This is a genomic window from Pseudomonas lijiangensis (assembly GCF_018968705.1).
Classification (GTDB): domain Bacteria; phylum Pseudomonadota; class Gammaproteobacteria; order Pseudomonadales; family Pseudomonadaceae; genus Aquipseudomonas; species Aquipseudomonas lijiangensis.
This window is the reverse complement of record NZ_CP076668.1, coordinates 1,270,519-1,282,478: the sequence shown is the minus strand read 5'-3', so window position 1 is coordinate 1,282,478 and position 11,960 is coordinate 1,270,519. Positions and strand designations below refer to the sequence as shown.

Below are 11,960 nucleotides of genomic sequence, written 5' to 3'. Positions count from 1 at the left end.
AAATCCGGGCAAATCCGAGGAATAGCAAGTCAGGTTACGTCAGCAAAGCTCAAAGTGGACCAGATCGAGGAATCGCTCATCTTTCGACTTGCCGTCCTGGTCCCAGTCGCCGCCCCGGCGCACTGCGATTTCCATGATATCAGTAGCGGCCTGAACGTACCCTACAAGCTTGCGAACGCCAGGTGTTCTCTCCAGTCGATAGGGTATCCGCAGCATTCATCGTCCTTTACACCATCGTTTACGCGTCAATTTCAATCGCACTTGGCCAAGTCGGCGAAGGCGGGTTGAGCAGCAATCGCCGCAGGCAGATCGATGGCACTACGGGAGCCATGGTGTTGATAGCCGCAGGCTTCATGGCGGCAGCGAGCTAATAATCTTACTGCGCGTGTCGGCAGCTTCGGTGCTTGGAATTACGCTTGTGAGGTTGGTCGGGAATGAGGCATCAGAGTGCAGGCCTCTCCAGGCGGATAGTAACCATCGCGGTTTATCCACCTGTCTAGTCAGCTAGTCGGATGTGACATGCGCCGACTAACCTACACAATGAGCGCTGCACGAGAATTCTCAACCAGGGTTAGCAGGCAACTCGAATACATGCTCAGCGCCGAACCACGCGGTGATCTGAGCAAGCGCTGCCTGGCTCAGCAGTTGAGTGAAAAGCAGAGCCAAACGGACCTTGGGTCGAGAGCACGCAACGTAGAAGAGATTCCGATTGCTTTCGAATTTTTCACGCCTGTTCGCCGGTGGCCCCGGCTGAAACCACTCGAGCATTTCAGCGAAATTATATTGGTTCCAGCCGCGCCCCAACACAACGATCACGTTTTCGAATTCGGCTCCCTTGACCCCGTGTTTTGTGGCAAACGGCGTATGCCCATCAATGAATTGGTCTAGCGCGATCAGCTCTGTGTAAGATACTGCCCTGAGCTTTCGAAGCTGGGTAATCCTGCGTGGCTCGTCCTCACCTGGTTCAACACCGGCGGCCTGTAACCCTTGCTCATTCCGTAGCACAGCATTGGGGAGCTGCATCTGCGGCACGGCTATGATGTAGTCAATCACCTCGCCGATGGTACCGGTCAACCTCAGTTCGAGGAGTGCATCCATTGCCTCAGCCCAAGCGACTTTATCGCTGTGCCTTCGAATCGTTGGCCGATCGCTTGCCAGGTGCCCGAACATCGCACCGTATCGGCGCTTTTGGTATGCGACACACGCTGGCTCAAGCTGATCTGCCAAATACTTGATGTGAGGATCTTCCTTCTTCAGCCACGGATCATTGTACTGCCCATAAATTTCACGGATCGAGGAGTACCCCTGCTCACGAGCAATGCCTTTGTGATTCAGGATGAGGATTTTGGTCGTTTTCGGAGAGAAATCCCATCCTTCCACGCTGAGCTGAGCTTTCAAGTATTCGAAGTAGGCACTAGCAGCCTCAGGACTGGTGTCGCCAGTCCAGTGTCCTCCCCCGCTTCCTGTCCGTCGCTCTCCAGGCCAGAGGTTGGTGTGGAACACTCGGGCTTCACCGATCAAGTCAGGATCGCTCACTTCCTGGTGCAGGCCTGGCCGCATCTCATTCAGCACATCGACAATCCGCGATGCTGAGCGGAAATTCGCATTTTTTTCGATCGGCTGAAGGGCGTCATGCACGACTAGGCCGCAGCCCCCGTCGTAGATTTTTTGCCAATGGTCACCAAATAGGCCAATCATCGGTCCCTCACCGCGATCTAGAAACCACGACTTCAGTGCACCGACAAAATGTTCATCCGTGTCCTGATATTCGTCGACAAACAGGATCGGGTATCGGGAAGTCAATACGGCCCTGAACTTCGGAGACGGAAGCGCCTGAACCATCAATGTCAGGACATCTTCGTGCCGAATCGAGACCTCGTCCTCCGATACGCGTGGAATACCCATTTCGTAATGGATGCGCCTGTTACCTACGCCACCCACCGGCTCAAAACGCTCTCGCCAAAAAGCTTCAGCGCCAAGAAATCCTCTCAGTGATGTTTGAAAATCTCTGAGCAACGACCAGCAAAAGCCATGGACGGTCTCGGCTCGGATTGCAGGATGCGCTTGGAAGCGAGAGATGATCTCGTCTTTCGCCACATTGGTGTAAGTGATACAAGCGACTTGCTGACGCTCCCGGATCAACGCAGGACCTCGGTGTTCAATCAATCGACTGAGCGCCTTCTCTAGCGAATAGGTCTTACCAGCCCCAGCACCTGCTTCCAGGCGAAAGCTTAGACCTTCATCCAAACAAGCGAACATGCGTTCCAGCGCTTCTCGCCCTGCTCTGTCCGCGGGACTTTCGTGATTGTCAGGCATCGCCTTGCTCTCCTTCAGCAGCCACTGCCTCACCAACAACCTCTACAACTGCGGCCATGGCCCGAGCAGCCATTTGGGCATCAACGACCGGCGCCCCAACTGCTAGCCAACGCAATCCTTCAGCAATGTATCTAGGCACGTTCCAGTTCGTATCATCAATCGCGTACTTCAACGCAAAAGCTGATTTTTTCTGGTCCGCCGCATGCTCGTAAGCTTGGGATGCGACATCGCCCTGCCCCAGCTGAAATCGATCAAGGTTCGCCAGGATGAACGCGTCCTCAAAGCTTCTGCCTGAAGGCCCGGGTTCGTTCCCCTCCGGAATTTGGTAAGCGATGCGCCTCAACCCTATGGTCTTCTCTGCTGGCGTTTTCGCCAGCAGTTGGGCAGGAGTGACTTCGGCCTCAAACCAGTCTTTGAGGCACGCATTGCTCGTAAACAGACCCTCTGAAACGAGACAAGCTTTCCGCTTTCTTTCTGCATTCGGTTTGACGGAGTCGATGTCGGTAACGATCAGCGTGCGCAGTTCCAAGAAGGTGAGTAGATCATGAAACCGGTGTGCATACGCGCCGCCAACCTCCATAACCGTCAAGTACTGACTAGCCAACTGAGGTTCACCCACCGCAGCCGCGTCAGTTTTGGCGATCATGGTTGGTAGCAGCAATCGCTCTGAAGTCCCCTCGATCAAGATGGCTTTATCTGCAAAGAACAGGTCGCATCGAGTGAGCGTCAGGTACTGATAGAGAAAATCTCTGTCCGGTGCAGGAGCCTGGCCCATGCCCTGCCTCAGGTCTTTGATCTTGGACTGCCGAATCCCGTTTTCACCGCTCACAGAGAGAAAGTAACGCATGGTTTCGAAGCGCGCTTCGTTGGCCATGTGTGGAGAGTGGGTGGAAATTACAAACTGCACTGGCCACGGACGGCTGCCATTCAGCTGCTGCTCGAACGCGCCCTTGATCATGTGCAATTGTCGGATGAAGACCTCCTGCATTTGCGGATGCAAGTGGGCTTCAGGCTCTTCAATGAAGATGAGGTGTACGCTTGCGGCTGCCGGCGTAGCTTGAAACTCTCTGAAGAATTTCAGTAATTGCAGAAGGATGTACACCAGGTTACGGACGCCGAGTCCGTTGTAGCTTTCCGGGAGTGTCAGGCCGTTTACCCCCCTGTATCTGACCTGCGTGTGGTCTTTAAGCAGGCGCTCGACATCGAAGGTCGTCACAGTGGTGAGGCCTGGGTCTTCTAGCCCTGGGTAGCCGAAAAGCTCAAACGTAGGGAGCAGCGAAGTCAGTCCAGCGTTGAAACCGTCATGCAGCTCCTTTTGAATTTTCTCCACCGCTCCATGGAGCTGCTCCGCCGTAGTTCGTTTCTCGGGATCTGTGGGGTCAGTCAATGCCGATTGGAACAGCACCTCCACCACCTTCCCAAGGACATCGCGCTCTCGGTGTGTATCGTCATCCAAGCCCCGTTGCGCATTGATGAATCCGCCGCGGATCAACGTGGTGAGTGATTTTAGGTCGAGGCCCTTGCGGTTCGTAGGATCATTGGGGTCAACCGCTTCCAAACGGGGCTCGTAGGCCCCCGCCAAACGCTTCTTTATCAGGCTGAAGAAGCTAGGACGTTGATCCTCCTGCACAGTGTCGGGGGCATTCGTTTCTGCGAAAAGCGACTCAAGGCCTGTCGCCCGCGGTCCATACGTCAAGACGATGCGCGCACAAGAGCAATCTGGATCTAGGTCTACTATGCATTCGCTGAGCTGCCCCAGGTCTGGGGCATCCACGTCATAGGAGATGTCCAATGTGACCCTGACAACGGGAAGCATGGCAGCAACGTCGGAGCGAGCTATTCCGCCGTGAAACGCATTGAATGCCGTCCAAAACTCTTCGTGACTCCCCAGAGAGAAATCCTCAAGCCTGAAAGAGGGAGTCCGGTCTGAAAGGAGCCGGCGGAACACCTCAGCTATGGAGGTTTTGCCGCAATTGTTGCGCCCGACGATCAGTGTTGTGCCGTCTTCTAGGCCAAGACTGACGTTCTGAAGCAGTCTGAAATTTTGAATCTCAACGCGCTCGATCCGCATGATGTCCCTACCGTGAAATCGTATAGCCATCACTGTAGATGCTGAATTGAAGTAGTCAATACAGGGACAATTCCCCTAAAAGCACCCGCTGTATGCGACCGGCAGGTTTGGATGGTGAGCGGCCCTTCACGAATGGCAGGAATTGGCCGTTAGCTGCCGGATACCAAAGGCAGTAGTCAGCCACTAACCCCGGCACAAACTCCTGCCTGGAACTTAGCTGGCTCCGATACCATGCCTAGAACGCTCCACCAAGCATGGTACCGAGATAGATCTTATGACTTAGCCTTTTCGAGCCATGCGAAAGATCATTAACAATACAGAGCACATCAGCCTAGAATCAGATTTTATCTTTAAAAATCAAAACATTAAGAAAAAATCTTACTCCCACTCAATCGTAGCCGGCGGCTTACTCGAAACATCGTAAGTCACCCGAGAAATCCCGTCGATTTCATTGATGATCCGCCCGCTGACAGTTTCCAGCAGTTCGTAAGGCAGGTGTGCCCAACGTGCGGTCATGAAGTCGATGGTTTCTACGGCGCGCAGGGCGACGACCCAGGCGTAGCGGCGGCCGTCGCCTACGACGCCAACCGATTTGACTGGCTGGAAGACGACGAATGCCTGGCTGACTTTGTGGTACCAGTCGGCCTTGCGCAGTTCTTCGATGAAGATGTGGTCGGCGCGACGCAGCAGGTCGGCGTATTCCTTTTTCACTTCACCGAGGATGCGCACGCCCAGGCCCGGGCCCGGGAATGGGTGGCGGTAGACCATGTCGTAGGGCAGGCCGAGTTCCAGGCCGAGGCGGCGGACTTCGTCCTTGAACAGCTCGCGCAGGGGTTCAACCAGCTTGAGGTTCATTTCTTCCGGCAGGCCGCCCACGTTGTGGTGCGACTTGATGACGTGAGCCTTGCCGCTTTTCGCGCCAGCCGACTCGATGACGTCCGGGTAGATGGTGCCTTGGGCCAGGTACTTGATGTTGTCGAGCTTGCAGGATTCGGCATCGAACACGTCGATGAAGGTGCGGCCGATGATCTTGCGCTTTTTCTCCGGGTCGCTTTCGCCAGCCAGATTGTTCAGGAACTGATCTTCGGCGTTGGCGCGGATGACCTTGACGCCCATGTTCTCGGCGAACATGGCCATGACCTGCTCGCCTTCGTGCAGGCGCAGCAAGCCGTTGTCGACGAATACGCAGGTCAGTTGATCGCCAATGGCCTTGTGCAACAGAGCGGCAACCACTGAAGAATCGACGCCGCCGGACAGGCCCAGCAGAACGTTGTCGGTACCGACCTGGGCACGGATGCTGGCAATGGCGTCGTCAGCAATGTGCGACGGGGTCCACAGCGCTTCACAACCACAGATATCGAGGATGAAACGCGACAGGATGCGACCGCCCTGCTTGGTGTGGGTCACTTCAGGGTGGAACTGCACGCCGTAGTAGCCACGGGTGTCGTCAGCCATGCCGGCGATAGGGCAGCTCGGGGTGCTGGCCAGAACGTGGAAACCGTCCGGAATCTCGGTGACCTTGTCGCCATGGCTCATCCAGACATCGAGGCCCAGGACGCCATCGGCATCCACGTGGTCTTCGATGCCGTCGAGTACGCGGCTCTTGCCGACGACATCGACACGGGCGTAGCCGAATTCGCGCAGGTCGGAACCTTCAACGCGGCCACCCAACTGCTCGGCCATGGTCTGCATGCCATAGCAGATGCCGAAGATCGGCACGTTGAGGTCGAATACGGCTTGCGGAGCACGTGGGCTGTTGGCTTCGTGCACGGACTCGGGGCCGCCGGCGAGGATGATCCCGCGCGGGGCGAATTCGCGAATCGCTTCATCGTCCATGTCGAACGGATGCAGTTCGCAGTACACGCCGATTTCACGCACGCGGCGGGCAATCAGCTGGGTGTACTGGGAGCCGAAATCGAGGATCAGGATACGGTGGGCGTGAATATCGAGGGCCATGGAAGGAGCTCTGATGAGCAGTTGCGAGCTTTAAGCTGCAAGCTGCAAGTTGTCGGAGTCGCGGTAGTTGCGTCACCGCAACCACCGCTTGTAGCTTAAAGCTTGAAGCTATCGTCGGCCTTAGCCGACACGATAGTTAGGTGCTTCCTTGGTGATCTGCACGTCATGGACGTGGGATTCAGCCATGCCAGCGCCGGTGATGCGAACGAACTCGGGCTTGGTGCGCATTTCTTCGATATCGGCGCTACCGGTGTAGCCCATGGAAGAACGCAGGCCACCCATCAGTTGATGGATGATGGCCGACAGCGAACCCTTATAGGCCACACGGCCTTCGATGCCTTCCGGTACCAGCTTCTCGGCACCTGCGGACGAATCCTGGAAGTAGCGGTCCGAAGAACCCTGGGCCTGGGACATGGCGCCCAGCGAGCCCATGCCGCGATAAGCCTTGTAGGAGCGGCCCTGGAACAGTTCGATTTCGCCCGGCGCTTCTTCAGTACCGGCAAACATCGAACCCATCATCACGCAGCTTGCGCCAGCAACGATGGCCTTGGACAGGTCACCCGAGAAACGGATGCCGCCGTCGGCGATCAGGGGAACGCCAGTGCCTTCAAGGGCAGCGGCAACGTTGGCGATAGCGCTGATTTGCGGTACGCCCACGCCTGCAACGATACGGGTGGTGCAGATCGAGCCAGGGCCGATACCGACCTTGACCGCGTCGGCGCCGGCAGCCGCCAGAGCCTTGGCTGCTTCGCCAGTGGCGATGTTGCCGCCGATGACCTGCACGTCAGGGAAGTTTTCCTTGACCCAGCGAACGCGGTCGATCACGCCTTTGGAGTGACCGTGAGCGGTATCGACCACCACCACGTCAACACCGGCAGCGACCAGCGCCGAAACGCGATCGCCAGTGTCCTTGCCAGTACCGACAGCCGCGCCGACACGCAGACGACCCTGGTCGTCCTTGCTCGCCAGCGGGTAGGCCTTGGCCTTTTCGATGTCCTTGACGGTCATCATGCCCTTGAGCGAGAACCTGGCGTCGACGATCAGGACCTTCTCGAGACGGTGCTTGTGCAGCAGCTCGCGCACTTCGTTCTTGTCGGCGCCTTCGCGTACGGTGACCAGACGCTCTTTAGGCGTCATCACTTCGCGAACAGGGATATCCAGACGGTTTTCAAAACGTACGTCACGGGAAGTCACGATGCCGACCAGGTCGCCATCATGCAGGACAGGTACGCCAGAGATGTTGTGCATGCGGGTCAGTTCGAACAGGTCACGTACCGTGGCGTCAGCCTCGATGGTGATCGGGTCCTTGACGACACCGGCTTCGAACTTCTTGACCTTGCGAACTTCAGCAGCCTGTTGTTCGATGGTCATGTTCTTGTGGATGATACCGATACCACCTTCCTGAGCCATGGCGATGGCCAGACGGGCTTCAGTGACGGTATCCATTGCAGCGGAAACCAAAGGGATATTCAGTTCAATGCCACGGGTCAAACGGGTTTTCAGACTGACTTCGTTAGGCAGTACCTCGGAATAACCGGGCACAAGGAGAATGTCGTCGAATGTTAGGGCTTCTTGACTGATACGCAGCATCGCGGGGGCTCCCGGGCGGGAAAATTGGAAGCGCGCCATTATACCTACACACCTGCGCAGGCTCAATGCAAACCTCAGCCTAATATCAAACGAACTTATAGTCGGACTTTGACGAAGGAAACCGGGCGATCCAGGCGTTCGGCGAAGTCATCGAGGAAGCTCTGTGTGAAGGATGCATCGAGCCAGTTATTGAAGATGAAACCCAGGTTGGAAAAACCGCAGGCGTCCAGGAACAGGAAGCCGTTGATGTCGTCTTCATGCCGGCATTCCGGGCAGATGAAATTATCGGTATGGCCGGGCATCCAGTCTTCCAGGCTGTCGAACAGCGCCTCACCGATTTCCCGGCGACACTCAGGGCAACCGGCCTCTTCGGCAAAGTTGTTCAGCGGCGTGAAGATGCAGCGCCTGGTAACGACCTCAAGCCCATTGACGGCCTGCCCGAACGGCAAGGCGTCGGGGTTCTGCACCACCCTTCTCGCGCCCGGCGCAATGGCATAGGCCATCTTGTTGTAGGTTCGCCCGCAGGTACTCAGTTCCGGCTCGACCACATTGAGTTTCACCAGCCAGCGAAGGATCAGGCGCGCCCGTGCCTCATGCCCGGGAAAACTGGAGATTTGCGGGACGATGATGCTCTGGGTGTTCATGGCAATGTGTCGCTGAAGGCTGATCAAGGGCGGCAGTTTAACAGGTCAGCCCGGAACGCCGCCCCATCAACCGGCAATCAACCGGCGATGTAACGACCGATCAGCGCCAGACCGCTGACCAACACCAGCCAGGTCACCAGCCGCACAAAGGCTTCACGGGACAGTTTCGTCACCAGTGATCGGCCGATCCATGAACCCAGCAACATCGCAGGCAACAGGCAGACCGCCAGAAGCAGCAAGGGGATTTCGGCATAGACCCCGGCCAGCAAGAACAACCCGAGGCGCACGATGGTGCTGCAACTGATCAGGGCGCTTTGCGTGGCCCGCGCCTGTTCCTTGGAGGTCAGGCGACTGTTGAGATAGATCGCGTAGAGAAAACCGCCACTGCCAAACAAGGCACCGAACAGGCCACCGATCGTACCCATGGGGATCGCCCAACCCGCCGCCAGTTGCGTCGGTCGCACTTTGACTGCCAGGCTGTAAAGCGCATACGCCGTCACGAACAGCCCCATCAACAGGAGCAGCACATCGGATTTCAGATTAAGCAGAAACAGCACACCCAAGGTGCAGCCCACCGCCATGCAGGGCAGCAGGCGAAGCAACTCCGAGCGGACCACCGATTGCCGGGAAGGCAGCAGGTTGCCGAAAGCCGCAAGGAAATCCAGCATCACCAGCAAGGGAATGATCCGCGACAGCGGCATGAAGTGAATCAGAACAGGCCCGGCCACCAGCGCCGTACCGAAACCGGCGACGCCAAACACTATATAGGCAGCCACCACGGCCAGTTCGATCCACAGCAGATCCAGCGGTGCAAAGCCCAACTGGTTGAACCATTCGACCGCCACACGACTCTCCCTGAATTGACCACGCGCTGCTTATATAGCTGCGCCCCCCGAAAACCGCCAGTGGTGGTGGCCGGGCAAATCCCTTTATGATGCCGCCATGATTAAAGATCCCTTTGCAAGACTCGGCCTGGACCGGGAAGTCCTCACTGTCAGCCAGCTCAACGGCCGTGCACGGGTGTTGCTGGAAGATGTGTTCAGCAGCATCTGGGTCGAGGGCGAGATATCCAACCTGTCGCGCCCGGCCTCCGGCCATGTGTACTTCACGCTCAAGGACTCCGGCGCCCAGGTGCGTTGCGCTCTGTTCCGCCAGAGCGCGGCGCGTGTGCGGCAGGCGCTCAAGGATGGCTTGCAGGTCAAGGTGCGCGGCAAAGTCTCGCTGTTCGAGGGCCGCGGCGACTATCAGCTGATTCTTGATACTGTCGAGCCTGCGGGCGATGGCGCATTGCGACTGGCTTTCGATGCCCTGAAAGCCAAGCTCAGCGACGAAGGCCTGTTCAGTGCCGAACGCAAGGTCGCGCTGCCACTGCATCCGCAACGCATCGGCATTATCAGCTCGCCTACAGGCGCGGTGATACGCGACATCATCAGCGTGTTCCGCCGTCGCGCTCCGCAAGTGGAACTGACCCTGATTCCCACCGCTGTTCAGGGCCGCGAAGCGATTGCGCAGATTGTCCGGGCACTCAAGTTGGCGGACGCCAGAGGCTTCGATGCCTTGATCCTCGCCCGGGGCGGCGGTTCGCTGGAAGACTTGTGGTGCTTCAACGAAGAAGCCGTGGCCCGGGCCATCGATGCCTGTGTGACGCCGATTGTCAGTGCGGTCGGACATGAAACCGATGTTTCCATCAGTGACTTCGTGGCCGATGTGCGGGCGCCTACGCCCTCTGCCGCTGCGGAATTGCTGGCACCGGACTCCAGCGACCTGCATCGCCGGGTAGAAAACCTCAATCGCCGCCTGATCAGCCGCATGCGCGATCGACTGATGCGCGAGCGCTTGCGTCTGGACGGTATTTCCCGCCGCCTGCGCCATCCCGGCGAACGCCTGCGCCAGCAAGCCCAGCGCCTGGATGATCTGGACATGCGCCTGCGCCGCGCCTTCGAACAAGGCATGCATCAGCAGAAGGTGCGTCTGGCGCACATGGAAAGCCGACTCGCCGCCCAGCATCCGGGACGCACCCTGGCCTTCCTGCGCCAGCGGCTGGATGTTCTGGCCGAGCGCCTGCCACGTGCCATGCGTGAGCAGATCAAGACCCGCAAACTACAACTGCAAAGCCAGATTCAGACACTTCATGTCGTAAGTCCGCTGGCAACACTGGGCCGTGGCTACAGTATCCTGCTCGACGAACGCGGCAATGCCATCCGCAACGCCGCGCAAACCCGACCCGGCCAGCGCCTCACGGCCAGACTGGGCGAAGGCGAATTGCAAGTGCGCGTCGAGGATAACCACCTGACGCCCGTGACCCTCTCTCTTCTGGACTGACCGATCGATGCTACGTTTTATCGCACCGCTGCTCGCCCTCCTCCTGTGCCTTCCCGCCCATGCCGACAGCTACATCACTCGCGCCCTCAACAAGCCGGTGCCCGGCGGTGTCGCGGTGATTGATCTGGGCACCAGCAACCAGCCGCCCAAAGCCACCTTCCAGGGCAAACCGGTGCTGGTGGTCAAGGAGCAAGGTACTCGCTGGCTGGCCATTGTCGGCCTGCCGCTGACGATCAAGCCCGGCACGCAACAACTGGCCTCAGGCGGTCGCAACCTGAGTTTCACGGTGGGCAGCAAGAAGTACCCGGAACAGCACATCACCCTGCAGAACAAGCGTCAGGTCAACCCCAACCCCGAGGACACCAAACGCATCAACAGCGAAACGCCAAAACTGCTGGGCGGTTATGCGGTGTTCAGCCCGGGCACGCCGAGCAACCTGATCCTCGACAAGCCGGTCAACGGCCCGCTGTCGAGCAAGTTCGGCGTGCGCCGGTTCTTCAATGGTGAAGAGCGCAATCCCCATTCGGGTCTGGATTTCGCGGTCCCGACAGGTACGCCGATCAAATCCCCCGCGGCCGGCAAGGTCATCCTGACCGGCAACTTCTTTTTCAATGGCAATACCGTGTATGTCGACCATGGCCAGGGCTTTATCAGCATGTTCTGCCATTTGTCGAAGATCGACGTGAAGACCGGCGATCAGGTACCACGTGGCGGCTTGCTCGGCAAAGTCGGCTCCACAGGCCGCGCCACCGGCCCGCACCTGCACTGGAATGTCAGCCTGAACGATGCGCGGGTAGACCCGGCGATATTCATCGGGGCGTTTCAGCCCTGATCTTTTTCGCGAATAAATTCGCTCCCACGGGCTGTGTGGGTGTAGGAGCGAATTCATTCGCGAAAGCCCCCAAACAATAACCCGGCAATAAATCCCCTAAACCAGCGATAAAAGCTCGTCATATACAGAAAATCGAGAACTTATCTCAATTTTTTCGAGGTGCTTGCCAACTTTCACCTCAATCGTTACGGTTGGCTTCATGAATACCTCTCAAACCCTCATTCTATTG

At 57.8% G+C, this 11,960-nt stretch carries 9 protein-coding genes; 2 read left to right on the top strand and 7 right to left on the bottom strand.

The window, feature by feature from the left end; translation table 11 throughout:
* Positions 1-39: 39 nt before the first annotated feature.
* From KQP88_RS05620 to KQP88_RS05590, 7 genes are all read right to left on the bottom strand, one after another.
* Positions 40-216: a hypothetical protein gene (locus tag KQP88_RS05620; RefSeq protein ID WP_216705061.1), complete on the bottom strand. Its 177-nt coding sequence runs from the start codon at positions 214-216 to the stop codon at positions 40-42.
* A gap of 345 nt (positions 217-561) precedes the next feature.
* Entirely contained in the window at positions 562-2,316 is a 1,755-nt protein-coding gene (locus tag KQP88_RS05615) for a UvrD-helicase domain-containing protein (RefSeq protein WP_216705060.1), read from the bottom strand.
* Positions 2,309-4,387, bottom strand: a complete 2,079-nt coding sequence (locus KQP88_RS05610) for an ATP-dependent nuclease (RefSeq protein WP_253950553.1) — start codon at positions 4,385-4,387, stop codon at positions 2,309-2,311. The genes KQP88_RS05615 and KQP88_RS05610 overlap by 8 nt, the downstream gene beginning before the upstream one ends.
* 378 nt (positions 4,388-4,765) lie before the next feature.
* On the bottom strand, positions 4,766-6,343 hold the full coding sequence (guaA, locus tag KQP88_RS05605) for a glutamine-hydrolyzing GMP synthase (protein WP_216705058.1): 1,578 nt from the start codon (positions 6,341-6,343) through the stop codon (positions 4,766-4,768).
* A 120-nt stretch (positions 6,344-6,463) separates the two neighbouring features.
* A complete protein-coding gene (gene guaB, locus KQP88_RS05600) occupies positions 6,464-7,933 on the bottom strand; it encodes an IMP dehydrogenase (protein WP_216705057.1) in 1,470 nt (489 codons plus the stop codon).
* Between the two features lie 95 nt (positions 7,934-8,028).
* On the bottom strand, positions 8,029-8,577 hold the full coding sequence (locus KQP88_RS05595) for a sugar ABC transporter ATPase (protein WP_198726933.1): 549 nt from the start codon (positions 8,575-8,577) through the stop codon (positions 8,029-8,031).
* A gap of 77 nt (positions 8,578-8,654) precedes the next feature.
* Positions 8,655-9,422: a sulfite exporter TauE/SafE family protein gene (locus KQP88_RS05590; RefSeq protein ID WP_216705056.1), complete on the bottom strand. Its 768-nt coding sequence runs from the start codon at positions 9,420-9,422 to the stop codon at positions 8,655-8,657.
* Between the two features lie 97 nt (positions 9,423-9,519).
* Between KQP88_RS05590 and xseA the strand changes: the two genes are divergently transcribed.
* Both xseA and KQP88_RS05580 read left to right on the top strand, forming a co-directional pair.
* Positions 9,520-10,899, top strand: a complete 1,380-nt coding sequence (gene xseA / locus KQP88_RS05585; RefSeq protein WP_200993409.1) for an exodeoxyribonuclease VII large subunit — start codon at positions 9,520-9,522, stop codon at positions 10,897-10,899.
* A 7-nt stretch (positions 10,900-10,906) separates the two neighbouring features.
* Positions 10,907-11,731 carry a M23 family metallopeptidase gene (locus KQP88_RS05580; protein WP_025258853.1) on the top strand — a complete coding sequence of 275 codons (825 nt, stop codon included), beginning with the start codon at positions 10,907-10,909 and terminating at the stop codon, positions 11,729-11,731.
* Positions 11,732-11,960 lie beyond the last annotated feature (229 nt).

Excerpts from the sequence above, each read along its gene's own strand:
- KQP88_RS05620 (WP_216705061.1), bottom strand. The coding sequence starts at position 216 with ATGCTGCGGATACCCTATCGACTGGAGAGAACACCTGGCGTTCGCAAG.
- KQP88_RS05615 (WP_216705060.1), bottom strand. The coding sequence starts at position 2,316 with ATGCCTGACAATCACGAAAGTCCCGCGGACAGAGCAGGGCGAGAAGCG.
- KQP88_RS05610 (WP_253950553.1), bottom strand. The coding sequence starts at position 4,387 with ATGCGGATCGAGCGCGTTGAGATTCAAAATTTCAGACTGCTTCAGAAC.
- guaA (WP_216705058.1), bottom strand. The coding sequence starts at position 6,343 with ATGGCCCTCGATATTCACGCCCACCGTATCCTGATCCTCGATTTCGGC.
- guaB (WP_216705057.1), bottom strand. The coding sequence starts at position 7,933 with ATGCTGCGTATCAGTCAAGAAGCCCTAACATTCGACGACATTCTCCTT.
- KQP88_RS05595 (WP_198726933.1), bottom strand. The coding sequence starts at position 8,577 with ATGAACACCCAGAGCATCATCGTCCCGCAAATCTCCAGTTTTCCCGGG.
- xseA (WP_200993409.1), top strand. The coding sequence starts at position 9,520 with ATGATTAAAGATCCCTTTGCAAGACTCGGCCTGGACCGGGAAGTCCTC.
- KQP88_RS05580 (WP_025258853.1), top strand. The coding sequence starts at position 10,907 with ATGCTACGTTTTATCGCACCGCTGCTCGCCCTCCTCCTGTGCCTTCCC.